Annotated in this window: 19 protein-coding genes; 3 read left to right on the top strand and 16 right to left on the bottom strand. The window is 45.8% G+C overall.

What is annotated here, in order from left to right:
• Nucleotides 1-7 precede the first annotated feature (7 nt).
• From VIA_RS12205 to sixA, 11 genes are all read right to left on the bottom strand, one after another.
• Complete coding sequence (locus VIA_RS12205; protein ID WP_004413311.1) at nucleotides 8-1,006, bottom strand: chemotaxis protein CheW; 999 nt, start codon at nucleotides 1,004-1,006, stop codon at nucleotides 8-10.
• Complete coding sequence (locus tag VIA_RS12200) at nucleotides 999-1,775, bottom strand: ParA family protein (RefSeq protein WP_004417136.1); 777 nt, start codon at nucleotides 1,773-1,775, stop codon at nucleotides 999-1,001. The genes VIA_RS12205 and VIA_RS12200 overlap by 8 nt, the downstream gene beginning before the upstream one ends.
• Before the next feature lie 8 nt (nucleotides 1,776-1,783).
• A complete protein-coding gene (locus VIA_RS12195; RefSeq protein WP_004413309.1) occupies nucleotides 1,784-2,911 on the bottom strand; it encodes a protein-glutamate methylesterase/protein-glutamine glutaminase in 1,128 nt (375 codons plus the stop codon).
• Nucleotides 2,912-2,934: 23 nt separating this feature from the next.
• Nucleotides 2,935-5,118 (bottom strand): chemotaxis protein CheA, encoded by a 2,184-nt coding sequence (locus tag VIA_RS12190; RefSeq protein WP_004413308.1) that lies wholly within the window; start codon nucleotides 5,116-5,118, stop codon nucleotides 2,935-2,937.
• An 8-nt stretch (nucleotides 5,119-5,126) separates the two neighbouring features.
• Nucleotides 5,127-5,846, bottom strand: coding sequence for a protein phosphatase CheZ (locus VIA_RS12185; protein WP_004413307.1), 720 nt, complete (start codon nucleotides 5,844-5,846; stop codon nucleotides 5,127-5,129).
• Nucleotides 5,847-5,886: 40 nt separating this feature from the next.
• Nucleotides 5,887-6,255 carry a chemotaxis response regulator CheY gene (gene cheY / locus VIA_RS12180; RefSeq protein ID WP_006879571.1) on the bottom strand — a complete coding sequence of 123 codons (369 nt, stop codon included), beginning with the start codon at nucleotides 6,253-6,255 and terminating at the stop codon, nucleotides 5,887-5,889.
• Nucleotides 6,256-6,300: 45 nt separating this feature from the next.
• A complete protein-coding gene (locus VIA_RS12175; RefSeq protein WP_004417130.1) occupies nucleotides 6,301-7,035 on the bottom strand; it encodes an RNA polymerase sigma factor FliA in 735 nt (244 codons plus the stop codon).
• Nucleotides 7,028-7,915 (bottom strand): MinD/ParA family protein, encoded by an 888-nt coding sequence (locus VIA_RS12170; RefSeq protein WP_004413304.1) that lies wholly within the window; start codon nucleotides 7,913-7,915, stop codon nucleotides 7,028-7,030. The genes VIA_RS12175 and VIA_RS12170 overlap by 8 nt, the downstream gene beginning before the upstream one ends.
• A 13-nt stretch (nucleotides 7,916-7,928) precedes the next feature.
• Nucleotides 7,929-9,401, bottom strand: a complete 1,473-nt coding sequence (gene flhF, locus VIA_RS12165) for a flagellar biosynthesis GTPase FlhF (RefSeq protein WP_004413303.1) — start codon at nucleotides 9,399-9,401, stop codon at nucleotides 7,929-7,931.
• Nucleotides 9,402-9,430: 29 nt separating this feature from the next.
• Nucleotides 9,431-11,524, bottom strand: coding sequence for a flagellar biosynthesis protein FlhA (gene flhA, locus VIA_RS12160; RefSeq protein WP_004413302.1), 2,094 nt, complete (start codon nucleotides 11,522-11,524; stop codon nucleotides 9,431-9,433).
• A gap of 192 nt (nucleotides 11,525-11,716) precedes the next feature.
• Nucleotides 11,717-12,181: a phosphohistidine phosphatase SixA gene (gene sixA, locus VIA_RS12155; RefSeq protein ID WP_004413301.1), complete on the bottom strand. Its 465-nt coding sequence runs from the start codon at nucleotides 12,179-12,181 to the stop codon at nucleotides 11,717-11,719.
• A 295-nt stretch (nucleotides 12,182-12,476) separates the two neighbouring features.
• Here sixA and VIA_RS12150 point away from each other — a divergent pair, with 295 nt between their 5' ends.
• Nucleotides 12,477-15,251, top strand: coding sequence for an insulinase family protein (locus tag VIA_RS12150; RefSeq protein ID WP_004413300.1), 2,775 nt, complete (start codon nucleotides 12,477-12,479; stop codon nucleotides 15,249-15,251).
• Here VIA_RS12150 and VIA_RS12145 read toward each other — a convergent pair.
• Nucleotides 15,243-15,842: a VOC family protein gene (locus tag VIA_RS12145; RefSeq protein ID WP_004413299.1), complete on the bottom strand. Its 600-nt coding sequence runs from the start codon at nucleotides 15,840-15,842 to the stop codon at nucleotides 15,243-15,245. The two genes, VIA_RS12150 and VIA_RS12145, sit on opposite strands and share 9 nt — an antisense overlap.
• A 244-nt stretch (nucleotides 15,843-16,086) precedes the next feature.
• Between VIA_RS12145 and argS the strand changes: the two genes are divergently transcribed.
• Together argS and VIA_RS12135 are read left to right on the top strand one after the other, a co-directional pair.
• Nucleotides 16,087-17,820: an arginine--tRNA ligase gene (argS, locus tag VIA_RS12140; protein WP_004413298.1), complete on the top strand. Its 1,734-nt coding sequence runs from the start codon at nucleotides 16,087-16,089 to the stop codon at nucleotides 17,818-17,820.
• A gap of 106 nt (nucleotides 17,821-17,926) precedes the next feature.
• Nucleotides 17,927-18,355, top strand: coding sequence for an HIT family protein (locus VIA_RS12135; RefSeq protein WP_004413297.1), 429 nt, complete (start codon nucleotides 17,927-17,929; stop codon nucleotides 18,353-18,355).
• A gap of 105 nt (nucleotides 18,356-18,460) precedes the next feature.
• On the opposite strand, the gene VIA_RS12130 is transcribed toward VIA_RS12135, so the two are convergent.
• From VIA_RS12130 to VIA_RS22585, 4 genes are all read right to left on the bottom strand, one after another.
• Entirely contained in the window at nucleotides 18,461-18,691 is a 231-nt protein-coding gene (locus VIA_RS12130) for a FeoC-like transcriptional regulator (protein ID WP_004413296.1), read from the bottom strand.
• The gene (feoB, locus tag VIA_RS12125; RefSeq protein ID WP_004413295.1) at nucleotides 18,688-20,964 is read right to left on the bottom strand and encodes a Fe(2+) transporter permease subunit FeoB; all 2,277 of its coding nucleotides are present in this window, start codon (nucleotides 20,962-20,964) and stop codon (nucleotides 18,688-18,690) included. Before feoB ends, VIA_RS12130 begins: the two co-directional genes overlap by 4 nt.
• Entirely contained in the window at nucleotides 20,964-21,191 is a 228-nt protein-coding gene (locus tag VIA_RS12120; RefSeq protein ID WP_004413294.1) for a FeoA family protein, read from the bottom strand. Before VIA_RS12120 ends, feoB begins: the two co-directional genes overlap by 1 nt.
• 275 nt (nucleotides 21,192-21,466) lie before the next feature.
• Nucleotides 21,467-21,592, bottom strand: coding sequence for a hypothetical protein (locus tag VIA_RS22585; protein WP_268869234.1), 126 nt, complete (start codon nucleotides 21,590-21,592; stop codon nucleotides 21,467-21,469).
• Nucleotides 21,593-21,669: the final 77 nt, after the last annotated feature.

Below are 21,669 nucleotides of genomic sequence, written 5' to 3'. Positions count from 1 at the left end.
AAATGTTCTAATTATCTAATGCTTTTACATCAAGTCCTGCATTAAGCATAGCTATCAATGCCTCGACGTGAATTAAAGCACACATTTTTTCTGTGACCATTCCGGCAAGCCAAGGGCGTTTCCCTGCGGTTTCACGCCAGCGTACCATGTCTGGATTTAATGATTCTGTACCTTTTAGCTCGCTAGAAGCCAAGCCCCACATACTTTCGCCTAACATGACAATGTACTGGTAGCTCTCTTTGTATTCTTCGCCTTTTAGCTTCTCTGGCATTACCCACTTTGCAGTATCAACCACATCAAGCTGAGCTTCTCTGCTAGTCTGTAAACCTAAATACCACCCAGGACGACCAATCAGATGATTCATTTCGCTAATGCGGTGGATACCACCGAGTTCATCCAATGGCACAGCAAACGTCACGCCGTTCACATCAAAATAGAGCACCTGGAAATCGATATTACGCTCTGTTGAGTGCCATTCGCCTAAATCACTTGAGCCTTGGGCGGTTTGTAACTCTGTCTCTATCTCGGTATCCGTATCAACCGTGATATCGATCTGAGGCAGCTCAACTTCTGGGACAACAATCTCAGGTTCGACTTCAGTCTCTACCTCGATCACTGGCTCTTCAACTGTCCAGTCTTGGATTTCCTCTGTCACTACTTCAGGTTCAGTTCGAACAACTTCAGCGATGTCGACGGTATTTTGCTCCATCACCTCTTCAAGCTCTAACTCGGCAACTGGGTTGCTTGATTCAAGCTGCTTAAGTAGGCGTTCTACATCTTCGAGATTAGGTACCTCAACCTCCACTGCTGGAGGATGGTAGTAGCTTTTCTCTTCAACGGACTGAACCATTGGTTCAAGTGCTTGCTCCTCTGGCTCTGACGCAACGATAGACTCAACATCACACTCTACAAGTTCATTTTGGCTCTGCTCCTCAGACTCTGCAAGAAGAGCCGAGAAGTAATCATCTAGAGCTTGTTCACTTGAAAGCATCGATTGGCTAGTCATTGATGGCTAACCTCTCTAGAAAAATCAATAGCTGCTTGTAGGCAAACACACCACGACTACCTGAAGCAAAATGAGACACTGGCAAATGCTTTAAGCTCGCATCTCTAAATTTAGTATCGATCGGCACAGCAGAAGACCAAACTTGACCTGGGTAATCTTTCTTCAATTGCTGTAATGTTTGCAGTGAAGCTCGAGTCCGTTTGTCATACATGGTCGGAACAATCGTCACATTAAAGGATTTATTGCGCGACTTCTGCATGATAGCCAAGGTACGAACCATACGCTCTAGACCTTTCATTGCTAGGAACTCTGTCTGCACCGGAATTAAAATTCGGTCGCTAGCCGCCAAAGCATTGACCATCATTACACCAAGAATTGGAGGGCAATCAATCAATACATAATCGTAGTGGCCACGGATCGCATTCAGCGCTCGTTTAAGGATTAAACCCATACCACTTCGATTGCCCATTACCCGATCCAATGTCGCAAGTGACATATGCGCTGGAATTAGGTCGATCCCTTCAATATCTGAACGCATCACTAAAGGCATCACCGTTTGCTCGGTATATTCCTTAAGTTGAAACAAATCAAATAAGCTAGAAGGAACATTATCAGAGTCGTAACCAAGGTACGTCGTCAAAGATGCGTGCGGGTCAGTATCCACTAACAGGACACGCTTTCCTTGTTTACTTAACAAACCAGCAAGAGTAATGGTTGTGGTCGTTTTGCCCACTCCCCCTTTTTGGTTCGCTATACTCCATACAATCATGAGAACCTCTATGCTAGACCGACTTCGACTAACATTCGCTCGGCAATTCTATCCAATGGGAGATCTTCCGTAGAAAGCCCTGCTTTCGCCACCGCCTGAGGCATGCCGTAAACAACGCAACTTTCTTCGTCTTGAGCCCATACTGTCGAGCCAACACCCTTCAGCATGCGAGAGCCTTCACGGCCATCAGCACCCATACCCGTTAGTACCATGGAGAGCACTTGATCAGAATAGATCTTGGCTGCACTACCAAATGTTACATCGACACACGGCTTATAGTTCATACGCTCACCACCATCAATGATGCGAAGCTTCGCAGAACCTGGTCGCCCTTCGAGCATCATTTGCTTGCCACCAGGAGCCAAATAAGCAACACCTGGTTTTAGCGCGTCTCCGTCTTCAGCTTCTTTCACTTGAATCTTACACAGCGAGTTCAAACGACTCGCAAATGCAGCGGTGAAAGTAGCCGGCATGTGTTGAATCAACACAATAGGATGAGGATAGTTAGCTGGTAATTTAGTTAAGATTTTCTGCAGGGCCACCGGGCCGCCAGTAGAAGTACCAATTGCCGTTAACTGATACTTTTTACCACTTGCCTTAAATCGCCCTAATACTGCCGACTTAGCCACCGGCGCTGCTGGACGCAATGAAGAGCGTGCCGGAGTGCTCGGAGATGCCTTGGCTGCAGGAGACGCAGCTGGCGTTGTTCTTATTGGTGCGGCACGGCGCATTGATGCGCGCTTAGATGCAATCTGTATAACACGCTGCTGAAGCAATGACACCGCTTCATCTCGATTACGTGCAATATCTTCAAACTTTTTAGGTAGGAAATCGAGCGCCCCTGCTTCTAATGCATCTAAAGTGGCTTTCGCACCATCATGCGTTAAAGAAGAGAACATTAGAATTGGCACAGGGCTCTTTGACATGATTTCACGAACGGCTGTTATACCGTCCATGACTGGCATTTCAATATCCATCGTAATCACGTCAGGCTTAATCGAAATCGCTTTCTCGACTGCCTCTTTTCCGTTAGTAGCAATATCAATTACTTCAAGTCGAGCATCTGAATTTATGATTTCACTTACTCGACGGCGGAAGAAACTCGAATCATCAACGACTAATACTTTGATTGCCATATATGTCCTTTATATGCTGAAAGTTAGATTCGCGACGCAGCTGCATACTGCTTAAGCAAATCAGGCACATCTAAGATAAGGGCAATATGACCATCACTCGTGATCGTCGCGCCCGCCATTCCTGGCGTACCTTGCAACAAGTTATCTAAAGGTTTGATAACCACTTCTTCTTGACCAATCAAAGTATCGACAACGAAGCCAACTCGTTGACTACCGATTTGTACAATCACAACATGACCGTGGCCTTTACGTAACTCGACTTGACCTGCTTGCGGTGCGAGCCAGTTCTGTAAATAAAACAGTGGTATAGACTTATCACGAACAATGATCGTTAATTGACCATCAACCACATTGGTGCGACTTAAATCTAAATGGAAGATTTCGTTTACGCTCGCGAGTGGTAATGCAAATGGGTGGTTTGCAACGCCAACCATTAGGGTTGGTAGAATCGCAAGTGTAAGCGGTACCTTGATGGTAATCTTGGTGCCCTTGCCCATTTCTGAGTCGATATCAATCGAGCCATTAAGCGTATTGATGGCCGTTTTAACCACGTCCATACCTACACCACGACCTGAAATATCAGAGATCTGCTCTTTACTCGAGAAGCCTGGCATGAAGATAAGATTGAAACATTCTTTGTCGGTCAGTCGAGAAGCAGCATCTTCATCCATGATGCCACGCTTAACCGCGATACCACGAAGTTTATCTGGGTCCATACCGCCGCCATCATCAACGATAGCCAGTTCGATATGATCACCTTCTTGAGATGCCGATAAGATAACTTTACCCGTTCTTGATTTACCCGACGCTACACGTGCGTCTGGCATTTCAATACCATGGTCAACAGAGTTACGTACCAAGTGAATCAATGGATCCGCTAGCGCCTCAACAAGGTTTTTATCTAGGTCGGTATCTTCACCACGCATTTCCAGCGTAATGTCTTTGTTTAGGCTACGAGCTAAGTCACGTACAACGCGTGGGAAACGGCCAAACACTTTTTTGATTGGCTGCATGCGCGTTTTCATTACTGCGCCTTGAAGATCCGCTGTAACGACGTCTAAGTTCGACACCGCTTTTGACATTTCTTCGTCGTTGCTATTAAGACCTAAGCTCAGCAGACGGTTACGTACTAATACCAGTTCACCTACCATGTTCATGATGGTATCTAGCGTAGACGTGTCAACACGTACAGTTGCTTCAGCTTGAGTCTTTTTAGCCGGTGTTGCGGCTTCTTTCTTCGCTGGTGGTGGTGGCGCAGCTTCCGCTTTAGCAACAGGAGCTGGAGCAGACTTAGGAGCCGGTGGCGGAGTTGGAGCAACGGGTTCAGGGTTTGCTGCGGCTGGTTTAGTTGCCGCGTCAAGCTCTTCAATACTTGGACCTTTGCCAGATCCATGCAAATCATCCAGTAATTTCTCGAACTCTGCATCGGTCATTAGATCGGCATCACCTGCTCCTGCAGGAGCCGCTGGGGCCGCCGCTGGCGCAGGGGCAACAGGTTCAGCAGATTCCCCCTCACCAGGTGCTTTACCAACACCATGCAATTCATCTAATAACTTTTCAAATTCGTCATCGGTAATGTCACTGCCCATATCAGCGTCAGCAGCAGGGGCCGGAGATGGCGCAGCAGCACTTTCTGGTTTTCCTGGCGCAGTACCTGCACCATGTAACTCATCAAGTAGCTTTTCAAATTCGTCTTGAGTAATTTCATCAATAGAACCTGCAGCGATCTCTGCTGGAGCAGCAGGCTCAGCAGCAACGGGCTCAGGGATTACAGGCTCTTCAACGACTGGCGCCGCAGCAACGGCTTCATCAGCTGCCTCAGGACTGCTGAGTCGATGAAGCTCATCAAGCAAAGACTGCTCAGCTTTAGGCAATTCTTCACGATCTTGAACTGCTTGGAATTGTTCATTCACCGTATCAAGTGCTTTAAGCATCGTATCCATCAAGCTAGCGTTTACGTGTCGCTGGCCATTACGTAAGATATCGAACACGTTCTCTGCACCGTGACAAGTGTCCACAAGCTCGGCTAGGGATAAGAAACCCGCCCCACCTTTCACTGTGTGGAAACCACGGAAAATGGCATTTAATAGATCTTTATCTTCAGGGTTATTTTCAAGCTCTACTAACTGCTCAGAGAGTAGCTCTAAGATCTCTCCCGCTTCTACCAAAAAGTCCTGAAGAATATCTTCGTCTAAATCGTAGCTCATATTTACCTCTAAAACCCAAGACTCGAGAGTAAGTCGTCAACTTCGTCTTGTGATGAAACGGCATCTTCCCTATCTTGAGCGTTAAGGATTGGACCTTCCGGGTCCGTCGATGCTTTGCTCTTGTTATTTTTGCTTTCTTCCAACTGTCCAGTACTAAAGGCAGTCAGTATTTCAACCAATCTACCTTCAACCTCATCCACTAAGGTAATAACACGTCGAATGATTTGACCTGTTAAATCTTGGAAGTCTTGGGCCATGAGAATTTCAGTCAATTGACCTCTTAACTCAGTACTATCCCCTTCAACTTCACTTAGTAGGTTATCGATTCGATAACAAAGCGCTTTAAAATCAGCTAACTCTATGCGGCCATGCATAAGTTCATTCCACTGAGGGCGAACTTGCAGCAGTCCTTCATGTAGGTTATCAGCAATAGGCATACAACGATCGACCGCATCCATGGTTTTGTTCGCGGCAACTTCTGTCTTATCAATGACGTATTGGAGGCGATCCCTTGCGTCAGGGATTTCGTCATTGGCAATCTGACTCATGCGCTCGTCCACGCTGAAATGTTTAATTGACTCATGTAAGTCGCGAGTCAATTCACCAATTTCTTGTAGCATTGGATTCGAGGTGTTTTCGTATATGTCTCTAACAAGAACATCCGCTTCCTGTTGTTGACCGTCTTCTAACAACTCGACAAGTTGCTTTGCCTGTTCTAATGAAATCATTCTGAAATTTGGCCTTTCACGCCTCTAGTCAATACCTTGACTATAAACGCTCAAAAATTTTATCTAATTTTTCTTTTAGTGTTGCAGCGGTAAATGGCTTAACGATGTAGCCGTTAACACCAGCTTGTGCTGCTTCGATGATTTGCTCACGTTTTGCTTCTGCAGTAATCATCAATACTGGTAGGTGCTTGAGTTCGTCATCGGCACGAATATGCTTGAGCAAGTCAATACCTTGCATACCTGGCATATTCCAATCTGTCACGACAAAGTCGAACTCACCCTTCTTAAGCATTGGTAACGCCGTTAAGCCGTCATCCGCTTCTTGGGTATTGTTGAAACCCAAATCACGAAGTAGGTTCTTAACGATACGGCGCATTGTTGAGAAATCATCAACAATAAGGATCTTCATGTTTTTATTCAAAATTGCCTCCACTGAATTTGAGATCAGTGATTTTTACTCATTATTTGTCCAAGCACTCAACTTTGTGCGTAGACGCTGCATAGATTGGCTTAGTATTTGACTAACGCGTGACTCGCTAACACCAATTACTTCGCCGATTTCTTTTAAGTTTAACTCTTCATCATAATAAAGCGAAAGTACTAGAGCTTCACGCTCTGGAAGAGTTTTTATTGAGTCAACCAATGCTTTACGGAAATATTCATCAGCGACTCCCTTAAAAGGTAAGTTATCGTCTTCACTATCCCCAGGTGATATCGAATCTTCCGATATCCCCAAGTCTTCTATTCCCACTAAGCGAGAACAGTTAATATCCGTCAAAATAACGTGATACTGCTCTAGGCTGATTCCCATCCGTTGTGCAACTTCTGCATCAGTTGGGTCTCGATTCAACTCACCTTCAAGTATGGCAATAACTTGGCTAACTTCACGATTATGTTTATGAACTGAGCGCGGAACCCAGTCTCCTCGACGAATATCGTCAAGCATTGCGCCTCGAATGCGAATCCCTGCGTAAGTTTCGAAGCTCGCTCCTTTAGTACCATCATAGTTCTTTTGAGCTTCGAGCAGGCCAATCATTCCCGCCTGAATAAGATCTTCTACCTGCACACTCGGAGGTAACCTCCCAAGCAAATGATGAGCAATACGCTTCACCAGCACCGAGTATTTTTCTAAAAATGCTCGCTGACTGTTTTGGTTTGCATACTGGTCATAGGTCAAGGCCTTATTCACCAAATGGTTCCTCTAGCATCTCAGGTCTATTAAGTAAGCGTTCGACAAAAAACTCAAGATGTCCACTCGGAGTCTTAGGAATTGGCCAAGTAAGTGCCTTACTTGCCAATGAACCGATGGCTAATGCAGCAGGTGCTCTAGGAAACGCATCAACTACAATCTTTTGTTTTTTAACCGCTTGTCTTACTTTATCATCCAAAGGAATACATGCTACGAGCTCTAGGCTCACATTCAAGAATCGCTCTGTGACCAAGGTCAACTTTGCGAACAATTCTCTGCCTTCACGGTAGCTTCTGACCATATTTGCAACGATTTTGAATCGCTGAACCTGATGTTCTTTGCTCAATAACTTAATTAGGGCATATGCATCAGTGATCGATGTTGGCTCATCACAAACGACAATAACCACATCTTGAGCTGCCCGAGAAAAGCTGACTACCATATCAGATATACCAGCAGCCGTGTCTATTAATAACACGTCCATTTCATCTTCTAAGCTTCCGAAAGCTCGAATTAAACCGATATGTTGAGCATGCGACAGCTCGGTCATTGCCTGAGTACCCGATGTTGCAGGGATAATTTTAATGCCGTGAGGCCCCTCGACAATGGCATCTTTCAGATCGCATTCGCCTGCCAGTACATGGCCTAAGTTGCGCTTAGGTCGAATACCTAGCATGACATCAACATTTGCGAGACCTAAATCAGCATCAAGTACCATGACTTTTTTGCCTTGTCGCGCCATCGAGATAGCCATTCCTAACGTCACATTAGATTTACCAACACCACCTTTACCACCCGTCACAGTAATGACCTTGGTAAGTGAAGGCTGTGTTAAGCGGCGTAATCCGCTTGCTTGGTCTTGTATCATATTTTTTGTCATAATCGTCCGCCGCCTAGAACCTTTCCGATTCACTATTCCAGTAGTGAGGTTCGTCATCTGTCGACTTCTCAAGTAATTCGTTTGCCTTAGCGACCATGTATTTTGGTTGCGCTATCACAATATCTTCGGGAACTCGTTGTCCATTCGCTATATACGTCACGGGTAGTGCATTTTGAACTACCACGCTAAGGAACTCTCCGAGACTCAATGACTCATCAAGCTTTGTCATAATGCACCCAGATAATGGGATACGCTTAAAGTGGTCGATGGTCTCTTGCAATACTTTGCGCTGCGCAGTAGCCGGAAGAACCAAGTAGCTGTGAATCACTTCACCGGTTTCCTGCATCAAAGTATCCAGCTGTTCAGACAATCTAACGTCACGCTGTCCCATACCAGCTGTATCAACAAGAATTAGGCGACGATTTCGTAACTGATATATTACATCGGCTAACTCATTGGAATCTTTAGCCACTTTTACTGGACAGCCCATAATGCGTCCATAAATGGCTAATTGCTCATGTGCACCGATACGATATGTATCGGTTGAAACAAGCGCGACATTATCTGAGCCATACTCCATTGCCGCGCGAGCAGCTAACTTGGCAATTGTCGTTGTTTTACCTACACCAGTAGGCCCAAGAAGCGCGACAACACCGCCACGCTTTAAAATATCTTTTTGTGAGACTGGCACTTGGTCTGCCACCAAGCCCAGCAGTGCTTTCCACGCTTTAGTTGGCGCGGTATCTTCCGGAATATAGCAAGCTAACTGATCGGCCAAATCAGACGAGACGCCCATGCGCTCTAAGCGTTTAATTAACATCGCTCGAAGTGGCTCTCTACGCTCTACTTCTTGCCACATTAGTCCAGAGACTTGGTGCTCTAAGAGGCGACGAATTGACGTCATCTCTTCTTTCATTTCTTCAAGATCTTCACTAGCTACCGCCGCTTCATTCGAACGAGAACGTTCATAGCGCGTAGGATCTAGTTTAGCTGCTGGTCTCTCTAGTCGGCGATCTTCTGCAATAAGTCGTGCAAGCGGTGAGTCTTGTTTTAGCTGAACAGATTCACGGCCATCTTGGCGCGTTGCTGATTGTCGATTCAACAAAGCAGCAAGCGTATCAGCACTGGTTTCTTCTTTGCTTTCGCTCTCACCACCGCCATATTGTTTAAACATGTTGGCAAAGCGTTTAGTCACTGAACGATCAGGGCCAGACTGCGACTGTAGACTGACTTTATCTTCCGCGAGAGTTCGGTTTGGTGAAGACGCTGACGGCTTCGCCTGTGTTGGTCGAGGATTATTGTGTCGCGGGTTAGAACTGTAATTGTTCACAGCGCCGCTTGAGCCTTCGCCGTCTACTGCAGCGACAATCTCGACTCCTCCTGCCACTTTCTTGTTAGACATGATGACCGCATCATCACCAAGTTCTCCTTTGACTTGGAGAAGTGCTGTGCGCATGTCTTTGGCAAAAAATCGTTTAATCTTCAAATTAGGTACCGTATATCAACGTATTAAAGCTAGTTCCCAACCGCTTGAACAATACGAATTTGTTTCTCGTCCGGGATTTCTTGGTATGAGAGAACTCGTAGTGAAGGAATCGTATTCTTAACAAACTTCGCTAATGTTGAGCGTAGTACACCCGACGTCAATAACACTGCCGGTTCACCTTTTAGCTCTTGCTCTTGTGTCGCTTGACTTAAAGATGTCTGTAAACGCTCAGCTAACCCTGGCTCGATTCCCGCGGATTCTCCACCAGAAGCCTGCATTGTCTGATGCAATATTTGTTCCAGCTCAGGAATCAAGGTAATGACTGGCAATTCAGGCTCTATCCCATTGATTTCCTGAACAATTAAACGTTTTAGTGCGATACGTACTGCGGCGGTCAATATGTCAGGTTCTTGACTCTTACTTGAGTACTCGGACAAGGTTTGAACAATTGTGCGAATATCACGAATAGGAACCGCTTCATTAAGCAGGTTTTGTAGAACTTTAACCACAACACCAAGTTGTAACTGATCCGGTACAAAACTCTCCACCAGTTTAGGTGTACTGCGGCCGAGCATTTCAAGTAGGTTTTGCACTTCTTCATGGCCAATTAGCTGCGAAGCGTTGTTGGTTAAAAGCTGGCTCAAGTGAGTCGCTAGCACCGTGGACGAGTCTACAACGGTGTAACCTAGTGCTTGCGCGTGTTCACGCTGTTCTTCACGTATCCATACCGCTTCAAGACCAAAGGCCGGATCAATAGTCGGTTCGCCCTCAATCATTCCGTAGACTTGACCCGGGTTAATCGCCAGCTCCATATCCGGTCTGATTTCAGCTTCACCGACCGCAACGCCCATGAGGGTAATACGATAACTGTTTGGTGTTAGCTCTAAGTTATCTCTAATGTGGACTGCAGGGATAAGAAAACCGAAGTCCTGTGAGAGCTTTTTACGTACCCCTTTCACCCGTTCAAGTAACTCACCACCTTGCGCTTGATCGACTAATGGAATCAAGCGGTAGCCGACTTCTAGGCCCACAATATCAACAGGTTGAACATCATCCCAAGAGAGCTCTTTCGGCGTTGTCGACGCAGGTTCAGTCGTTGCTGGTAGGTTTGTCTGTTCCGCCTCTTTTTTCTGCTTACGATAAATGTAGTACGCACCACCACCCGCAATAAAGGCGAGCAATAGGAAAGCAAAGTGTGGCATTCCCGGTACGATACCCATGACAAACAAAATCGATGCGGTAATCATTAAGGCTTTCGGGTTGTCAAACATCTGGAAGACAACTTCTTTACCCATGTCTTCATCAGTGTTTTGACGGGTCACCATGATTGCTGCGCCAATCGACAATAGTAGCGATGGGATCTGAGCAACCAAGCCGTCACCAATGGTTAACAAGGTATAAATCTGCAGCGCTTCACTAAACCCTAAACCATATTGCGCCATACCAATGGATAGACCGCCAATGATGTTGATAAATAGGATGAGAATACCGGCGATGGCATCACCCTTAACAAACTTCGACGCACCATCCATCGAACCATAGAAGTCCGCTTCTTTGGTCACTTCTTGTCGACGCGTCCTAGCTTGGTCTTGATCGATGAGACCAGCGTTCAAGTCCGCATCAATCGCCATCTGTTTACCTGGTAACGCATCTAGAGTAAAGCGAGCACTTACCTCAGAAATACGACCCGCACCTTTGGTAACAACCATAAAGTTAATGATCATCAAAATGAGGAAGACTACTAGACCCACCGCATAGTTACCGCCAATCACGACGCTACCAAATGCTTCAATCACGCTACCCGCTGCGCCTGGCCCTTCATGACCATAAAGCAGAACGACACGAGTCGAGGCCACGTTCAAGGCTAATCGCAATAGCGTAGAGATCAGTAGCACCGTAGGGAAGGCTGCGAAGTCTAATGGCCTGCGGGTATACACCGTCACCAGTAGGACAACCATGGCTAACGCAATGTTGAAGGTAAAGAAAAGGTCGAGTAGGAATGCTGGAATTGGCAGTATAACCATTGCCAGCGTAGCCAAAACCATGACTGGCGCACCGATGGCAGGCATCGCACGCTGAGGAATTGGAGGCAGTTTGTCCGCGAACGGCAAAGAAAACTTCATAGTCAAATAGCTACAGTAAATTTCGGAAAAAAGAACAACTTGGCGTAACTATGCAATATCTAGTCCATCAAGTATGTCAATTTTATGGCTAGTGGTGTAGACGCGGCATGTGGACAGCATCATTAGACTTAAGAGGTGAGCACCCGCTCTCAATCCTAGACTAGAAAGGACAAAAGCGAGCTTTCAATGCGATTATGGGTGAATGTTGAAAGCCACTTCACCAGACTGTTTTTCCAACGAATAGTCGATACAAATCAGTCCGGATGTTGGGAACATTGGCGGCATCATGTCAGTCACAAATTCTGAGGTTAAATAGCCAACCAAGGGGAGATGCGACACGATCAGAATGCTTTGGTAGTTGTGAGTGTCGACCAGTGCCGATACATAGTCAGCCACCTGCTCTGAGTCTCCATACGGTGTAATATCATCACAGGTTTCCACTTGCTCAGATGAAAATTGTGATGCGATCTCTTGCCAGGTTTGCTGAGCACGAATGTAAGGGCTCACTAACACTTTATCAAATTGTGCGAAACCTTTCCCGGCACATGCTCGTGCGACAGCTAGCGAGGCTTTTCGGCCATGCTGAGTTAGCTCTCGCTCTGCGTCACTTGCGGCATAATGCTCTGCTTCTCCATGACGCATAATAAAAATTTTCATGGCTTCTTCCTAATACTACCCCCGCAGTTTTAGCTTCGCGGGTTGTTGTTCTTGTAATTGTTGAGTGCTTGATCTGATTGCAGCGCGAGGCATCAAATCTATTGAGCTATAAATAATTATATCAACTTTGCTCCGAAAGACTCTGACTTTCTTAACACTCTTGGCAGCTCACCGAGTCTGTCGACAAATCCATTTTGCTCATATTTCTCAAACAGATAGTTTGCAGTCAGCCATATCCGAGTCATAATTACTCTATTGTCTATAAGGCGTTCTCAAACTGACTGGAGATGGCACCGTGCACATTAGCCCCAATGATACTAACCAATACCGTTACTTGACGCTCTCTAACGGTGTTAGGGTATTGCTGATTCACGACGATACAGCACAAAAATCAGCAGCTGCATTAGCCGTCAATGTCGGCCATTTTGACGATCCAGCCGATCGTGAAGGTTTAGCTCATTATCTTGAGCACATGCTATTTTTGGGGACGGAAAAATACCCTAAAGTGGGCGAATTTCAAAGCTATATCAGTCAACATGGTGGCAGTAACAACGCCTGGACAGGTACAGAACACACTTGTTTCTTCTTTGATGTCTCACCCAATGCTTTCGAATCCAGTCTAGACCGTTTCAGCCAATTTTTTACCGCACCGCTTTTTAATCCTGAAGCGCTAGATAAAGAACGCCAAGCCGTTGAATCTGAGTACAAACTTAAGCTAAATGATGATTCGAGGCGCCTTTACCAAGTCCACAAAGAGCTGATCAATCCTGCCCATCCTTTCAGTAAGTTTTCGGTTGGGAACCTTGAAACACTCGGTGACCGTGACGGAAAGAGCATCCGTGATGAAATTGTCGACTTTCATTACCAACAATACTCTGCTGATCTGATGACCCTTTCTATCGCAGGACCGCAAACTCTTGATGAGCTTGAGGCTTGGTGTCACGAAAAGTTTTCAGCCATACCAAACCACCAGCTTGCCAGTAAGTCGATTGAGGCTCCCTATTGTGATGAGCACTCAACCAACGTTTTGGTCAACGTGGAGCCTGTCAAAGAAATCCGCAAGCTGATCCTCGCATTTCCAATGCCCGGAATGGATGAGTTTTATCAGTCTAAGCCTCTTTCATACTTCGCCCATTTACTCGGCTATGAAGGTGATGGCAGCTTAATGATCACGCTGAAAGATAAGGGGTGGATCACTTCTCTGTCAGCAGGTGGTGGCACCAGCGCCAGTAACTATCGCGAGTTTACTGTAAGCTGCGCCCTGACTCCGACGGGCTTAGACCACATTGACGATATTACCCAAGCGGTATTTAGTTACCTTAACTTAATCAAACATGAAGGCTTTGATGAATGGCGTTACCGCGAAAAACAAGCGGTGTTGGAATCAGCGTTTCGTTTTCAAGAGCCGACTCGCCCACTCGATCTCGTCAGCCATCTTGTCGTCAACATGCAGCACTACCAAGCGGAAGATACCATCTACGGTGATTTTATGATGAATCACTATGACGAATCTCAGCTCAAGTCGCTGATGGATTACTTGGTACCCGACAACTTACGCGCGACACTAATCGCTCATGGCTACGAGTACACTGAAACCGCCAAGTGGTACTTCACCCCATATTCAGTCACCAAGTTTACTCAAGAGCAAAAAGAGTATTTCCTTGAGCCAAGTGCGCTGTCATTCGAGTTGCCAGAAAAGAACCCATTTATCTGCTACGACCTTGATCCTAAAGAGCTAGAGTCTCCGCAGTTAAACCCGCAGGTGCTTGAAGAGCTGCCTGGATTTAAGCTTTGGCACTTACAAGACGAAGAGTTTCGTGTACCAAAAGGCGTCGTCTACGTCGCCATCGATAGCCCTCATGCAGTCGCAAACCCGCGAAACATTGTTAAAACTCGCCTGTGTGTGGAAATGTTCCTCGACAGTCTAGCGGCTGAAACTTACCAAGCTGAGATTGCGGGTATGGGGTATAACATGTATGCCCATCAAGGCGGCGTCACCTTAACCGTTTCAGGCTTTAGTCAGAAACAACCTGAGCTAATGAAGCTTATTTTAAGCCGTTTTGCTAAGCGTGACTTTAGTCAGCAACGCTTTGAAACCATCAAACAACAGTTACTGAGAAACTGGCGTAACTCAGCGCAAGATCGCCCTATATCGCAGCTATTTAATGCGCTTACTGGCATTTTGCAACCCAACAATCCTCCGTACTCGGTGTTACTTGAAGCACTAGAGACTATCGATGTCACCGAGCTAGCCAATTTTGTTGATGCTATTTTGGCTGAGTTGCATGTAGAGATGTTTGTCTATGGTGATTGGACCCAGTCTGATGCACTGACATTAGGCAATACGCTAAAAGATGCCTTGAGAGTTCAAGACCAGCAATACGAAGAAGCACTGCGACCACTGGTCATGCTAGGTAAAAATGGTTCATTCCAACGTGAAGTCTTTTGTGACCAAGAGGACTCTGCCACCGTCCTTTACTACCAGTGCGATGATACCAGCCCAAGAAGCATTGCCCTTTATTCACTGGCTAACCACTTGATGTCAGCAACCTTCTTCCATGAAATCCGTACCAAGCAGCAGCTCGGTTATATGGTGGGAACTGGCAATTTACCACTCAATCGCCATCCGGGCATTGCTTTGTACGTACAGTCGCCAAATGCAGCTCCGATTGAGTTGATTCAGTCTATCGATGAGTTTCTCAATGCGTTCTATATGGTCCTCTTGGAGCTCAATGAATATCAGTGGCATAGCAGTAAACGCGGCTTATGGAATCAAATCTCCACACCAGATACTACTTTGCGTGGCCGCGCTCAACGGCTTTGGGTTGCAATCGGCAATAAAGATCTTGAGTTTAATCAGAGAGAGGTGGTACTTGAGGAGCTTAAGACGTTAACTCGAACCGATATGATTCGATTTATTGTTAACGAACTGAAACCGAGAACTGCAAACCGACTCATCATGCACACTCAGGGCAATGCACATCACGAGTCGGAGACGCTCAGTTTAGGTCAAGAGATAGGCTCAATCGAAGAGTTCCAGCTCAGACCCAAAGATGTGGAGCTAGGCTGATTGCTCAGATTCGACAATCGCTTTTAATGGATGGGGGTGAAGCTTAATGCACACCCCTTTGTGTTTAAAGGCAACCGTCGGATTATTGAGTCGTTCCCGTTCCCCTTTTGGACTCGATAGTTTTACTTTGACCCCTTCTTCAAGCAATGCATCCCAATTCTGCGCCAAGGTTGGAAATTGCTGCTTGAGATCGGCTAAGTAGTCATCAGCAGACTGCGCGTCCGATGGCACCACAAACTCAACATGTTCCCAATTCTGTTCTGGGTAGGTTTTTCCAAGCGCTGGGTAAGGCAGCTCCAAGCACTCAATATTCCAGCCATGGCTATTCAAAGCTTGCTCAAACAGAATCACGATGATTGGGCGGCCATTAATCTGAGCATTTGAAATGACCTGTCCTTCTTTTTGCCACTCTTGATGCGCTAATTTCGCCAGTTCAGCATCATTGATACGTAAAGCGATATGATCAGCCTGAAATGGCTTGAGGTTTATATGCAAAGTATCGCTTAAATCTTGAATTTTATGCATAAATTCATCAAGGTTAGCTTTCATCTGAGAAGGCATTAATTCAGCGTTGAACAGCGGTTGTGACATTTTTCGTACCCAATGCGTTGATTTTTCCCCAATACTAACAAGATCGTCAGGAAAAGTAGAAAATTTCCCAGTTCACTCCCTATAAGCGGAGCAATAAAGTTGGTATTATGTGCGCCAAATTTATGAACTAGATCGAGATATGCATTCATTCCACTCAGTGGATATTATTCAGGATAAAGGCTTTTAGCACCTGATTAACTCGGAATGCATAGCTAACCAATTCCCAGAATTGAAGGAAGCGCGTGTGAATATCCAAGCACTTATTAACGACAAAGTATCTCAGGCTCTTGAAGCCGCTGGCGCACCTGCAGGCAGCCCTGCAGCCGTTCGCCAATCTGCAAAACCTCAGTTTGGTGATTACCAAGCAAACGGTGTAATGGGCGTAGCAAAGAAATTAGGTACTAACCCACGCGAATTTGCACAGAAAGTATTGGATGTTCTGGATCTTGAAGGTATCGCAAGCAAGACTGAAATCGCAGGCCCTGGTTTTATCAACATTTTCCTTAGCGAAGAGTTCCTAGCGAAGCAAGCTGACGCTGCTCTAGCTGATGCGCGCTTAGGCGTTACTGCTGAAGAGCAAAAGACGATCGTTGCTGACTACTCAGCACCAAACGTTGCTAAAGAAATGCACGTAGGCCACCTACGCTCAACCATCATCGGTGATGCGGTTGTTCGTACTCTTGAGTTCCTAGGCCACAAAGTGATTCGTGCAAACCACATCGGTGACTGGGGTACTCAGTTCGGCATGCTTATCGCTAACCTAGAGCGCGTACAAAAAGAGTCTGGCGAAGTTTCAATGGAACTGTCTGACCTTGAAGCCTTCTACCGTGAATCTAAAAAACTATACGACGAAGACGAAGAGTTCGCAGTTCGCGCTCGTAACTACGTAGTGAAACTACAAAGTGGCGACGAATACTGTGCTGAAATGTGGAAGAAGCTGGTTGACGTTACTATGGTACAAAACCAACGTAACTACGACCGTCTAAACGTGTCTCTTACTCGTGACGACGTTATGGGTGAAAGCATGTACAACGACATGCTACCGGGCATCGTTGCCGACCTTAAACAGCAAGGTCTGGCACAAGAAGATGACGGCGCTCAAGTTGTCTTCCTAGAAGAGTACAAAAACAAAGATGGCGAAGCGATGGGTGTTATCATCCAGAAACGTGATGGTGGCTTCCTATACACCACTACGGATATTGCTTGTGCTAAGTACCGTTACGAAACACTAGGCGCTGACCGCGTTCTTTACTTCATCGACTCACGTCAACATCAACACCTAATGCAAGCTTGGACAATCGTTCGTAAAGCGGGTTATGTGCCAGAAGAAGTATCACTAGAGCACCACGCGTTCGGCATGATGCTAGGTAAAGATGGTCGTCCATTTAAAACTCGTGCTGGCGGTACAGTTCGTCTTGCTGACCTACTGGATGAAGCAGAAGAGCGCGCAACCAAGCTGATTGAATCTAAGAACCCAAGCCTAGATGCAGAAGAGAAGAGCAACATTGCTAACACAGTTGCAATGGCTGCCGTTAAGTATGCTGACCTTTCTAAGCACCGTACTACAGACTACGTGTTTGACTGGGACAACATGCTAGCGTTTGAAGGCAACACCGCGCCTTACATGCAGTACGCATACACTCGTGTATCTTCTATCTTCGCTAAAGCAGGTATCTCTATGGATAACCTAGCAGGCGAAATCAAAGTGACTGAAGAGAAAGAAAAAGCGCTGATTGCTAAACTTCTACAATTTGAAGAAGCGGTTCAATCTGTTGCTCGTGAAGGTCAACCACACATCATGTGTAGCTACCTATTCGAACTAGCAGGTCAGTTCTCAAGCTTCTATGAAGCGTGCCCGATTCTTAACACTGAAGATGAATCTGTTAAGCAGAGTCGCCTGAAACTTGCAGCACTTACCGCGAAGACGATTAAACAAGGTCTATCACTGCTAGGTATCGAAACTCTAGAGCGCATGTAATCAAGCCTCTAACTTTAAGATAATTTGAAAGGTTGGCGTGAAAGCGTCAACCTTTTGTTTTATCTGGCGTATACTGACCTCATTCAATTCAAAATGGAAAATTATAATGAGTTTTGAACTGCACCCTCAATTGGCAAAAGATACCACCATCATCGGCTACTTCCCGCTGTGTGTTGCACTGCTGCATAGAGACAATGCGGTACCTTGGGTCATCTTAGTCCCCAAGCGCGCCAATCTAAAGGAACTGCATCACTTACCTATGCAAGAGCAGCAACAATTCTTGTTAGAATCTCAAGCCGTAAGCCAAGCGCTAGAAGCGACCTTCCAGCCAGATAAGCTCAACCTTGGCGCTCTGGGCAATATGGTCCCACAGCTTCATATCCACCATATCGCCCGCTTCCAAGACGATGTGGCTTGGCCAGGGCCAGTATGGGGCAATACCCAAGGTGAGTTCCGCTCTGAAGAAGAGCAAGCTGCGCTACTAACTCGCATTGGCAACGTACTGTCACTGAGTAAGTTATTCACGCGCGCTTAGCTTATCTACCCGTTAACTCTAGCTTTGGCCTGTCCAATGATAGGGGCAACAATAACGAATAAAAAAAAGCCGCTCTTAAGTAGAGCGGCTTTTTACGTTTAAACACTACATGGTGACGGTCATGGCAAGCGCGTTGCTTTCAACCTTGGCATAACGGACACGAGTAACATGTTTGGCTTGATTGGTGTCGACTAATCGCGACACCATTCCTTTTTTAATCCATACCAATAGCATAGCATCGACGCCATCTTCACTGAGGTGAAACCGCTTTGCGAGTTCTTTGCGGGACACGCTACCTTGAGCATCAATGTGCTGTTTAAGCTCACTAAGAATCATGCTAGTTGCGCCTCTAATGCTTTACTCTGCTTATTACCCACTGCTTTTAACAGACGGTAAGTCACAACACTGATGGCAATGATACCGCCAATCCAAGCTGCGCTAGAAGCTGGGTGATCTGAAAAATGCGACACTTGGTAATACAAAGTAGCACCACCGTATGCGAGACCCATGGTCCAAACCGCGATAAAGCGAGCATACTTCTGACCGAACTCACGAACATACGCGCCCATAGCTGCAACACACGGCGTGTATAGCAAGATAAAAATCAGGTATGCGAATGCTGCATTGCTTGATGCGAAGTAACCTTTCAGATTACCAAAGATTGAAGCATCAACCTCTTGTTCATCAGCTACGGCTTGGCTATCGGTTAAATCACCAACCTCAATGCCCAGTGGGTCAGAGTAGCTTAAACCTGCTAGGTTATCAGGAATAGACATCACCGCTTCTTCAAGACTTGCCATTAAATCGAATTCACCGCCATCTTCGTCACTCGGAGCGTAAAGGCTGTTCAACGTACCAACCACCGCTTCTTTAGCAAAGATACCAGTGATAATACCAACAGTAGCAGGCCAGTTATCTTCTTGAATACCGATAGGCGCAAAGATTGGTGTCACCACTTGAGATGCTTTTGACAGTACTGAGTTTTCGCTATCTTCATTACCGAATGAGCCATCAGTTCCCACAGAATTTAAGAAGCTAAGAATGGTCACGACCACGACAATCGTTTTACCTGCACCCAAAACAAAGCGCTTCAGTTTTTGCCATGTTTTGATGACCACATTGCGCATGGTTGGCAATTCGTAATCTGGCATTTCCATCACTAGGCTGTCGCTAGAACCTGGGTATAAGGTATTTTTTAGAACCAATCCAGTGAAAACAGCCGCTGCGATACCTAATAGGTAAAGAGCAAAAACGACGTTTTGTCCGCTTTGAGGGAAGAATGCTGCTGCAAACAAGGCATAAACAGGTAGACGCGCACCACAAGACATAAACGGTGCCATTGATGCAGCCAGTTTACGTTCACGTTCTTGGTCTAGCGTACGCGTTGCCATGATTGATGGTACGTTACAGCCAAAACCTAACACCAGTGGCACAAATGCTTTACCCGGTAGGCCAATTTTCTGCATCACTTTATCAAGAACAAACGCCGCTCGTGACATATAGCCAGAGCTTTCAAGTACCGCTAGGAACAGGTACAGACAAGCGATCACAGGAATAAAGGTCGCGACTGTTTGGATACCGCCGCCAACACCGTCAGCAAGCAAAGTTACCAGCCATACTGGTAAATGATCATCTAACAAGTAATGACCACCATCCACGAGCAGAGCGCCGACACCAATATCGAAAAAGTCGATAAACGCACTACCAATATTTATTGAGAACATAAACATTAGGTACATTACGACAAAGAAGAATGGCACGCCTACCCATTTGTTAAGGATGACGCTATCTACCTTTTCGGTAAAGCTATGGCTTAGCTTGCCTTCCGTACGGCGGATCTTCTTACATTGCTCGTGTAAAAAGGTGTACTTCACATCAGCGACCAATAAGTCGATGTCTAAGCCAACCGTCTGCTGCTGAGCTCGAACCGTTGCGCGTTCAGGTTGGGCTAAAGCATTTAAAACCAATAGATCGTTTTCTAGTGCACGAATTGCTAACGCACGTTCAGCGACTTCAGATTGCTGAGTAAAGATAGACTCAAGCTGGCTGATCGCTTGCTCAAACTCATCACCATAATTCAGGCGGATTTCATTAAGTGCAACACCTTGAACCAAGGCTTTGTGCAAACGGTCTTTGAAGGCATGAACTTGTGATTTATTGTTGGCCGAAATCGCGAATACCGGACAACCTAACACCTTCTCTAATGCTTTGAGGTCGATGGTTTGTCGTTCACGTTTCAGTGCATCCATCTTATTTAGAACCACCACCATTGGGCGACCTAATTCACGCAGTTGAAGCGTCATATACAGGCTGCGCTCTAAACACGTTGCATCGACAACGTTGATAATCAGATCCGCTGGGTGGGTTAAAACAGCGCGAGATGCGATTGATTCATCAATACTGTTACCATCGTTACCGCTATCCAAAGCGTAGATACCAGGTAAATCGGTCAGTAAAAAGTCGTCGCTAGAATGTGTGTATTTACCTGTTTTTTTCTCAACGGTAACACCCGCCCAGTTACCTACCTGCTGCTTAGCACCTGTTAGGCCATTAAAAAGTGTGGTTTTGCCACTATTAGGGTTACCAACGGTAAGAATCTTGTATTCCATTAGTTCACCTCTACTTGAATTGCATCAGCAATGTTGACGCGAACCGCTAAGGATACTCCACGCACTTCTACTTGCAGCGGATCGCCCATGGGCGCTTTGCGGATCAGTTTTACCGGGGTCTGTGGGAGTAACCCCATGACCATCAGTTTTTTTCTAACGTCATTGGAAAGTTCAGTAAAGCTAGTAATGGTTGCTTTTTGCCCTTGTTGTAATTGTGACAGTTTCATAAGGTAGGCCAAAATATTTAAATGAGAAGGATTTCTATTAACAATCGCAATACTAGCTCTGATAACTGTTGCAGATCTTGTCTGAAATCAATGTTTGCAATAATTCGCTAGTGAAAAACGTAAAAACAACTCTCGTTAAATACGTTAAAAGCAATGACGACAACGACATAAATCGGATAGCAAAATCTCTCAATCATGCGATTAATAAAATTAAAGCATTAAAATACAACAAGTTATGATTGTGTCGCTTTTCTTATACTAATCTGGCGTTAATTTTATAAGTAAAATAAGTCACCACCGTTATAGTTAACCACGTCGACAGGGAACACCCTAACGACAACAAGATTGAATTCCAGAGGTGGCGCAGCAAGCGTCACTCCGGCAGCAAGCGAAGGTGTCATTGGCACCCGTGGTATAGTCCCCCCGGCTATACCACGATATTTTTTTTCTTGTTATCCCTACCTCAGCACTCAGCACT

The sequence above is a fragment of the Vibrio orientalis CIP 102891 = ATCC 33934 genome (assembly GCF_000176235.1).
GTDB classification, from domain to species: Bacteria; Pseudomonadota; Gammaproteobacteria; order Enterobacterales; family Vibrionaceae; genus Vibrio; species Vibrio orientalis.
The sequence above is the reverse complement of the archived record's forward strand: the minus strand, read 5'-3'. Positions and strand labels throughout refer to the sequence as shown.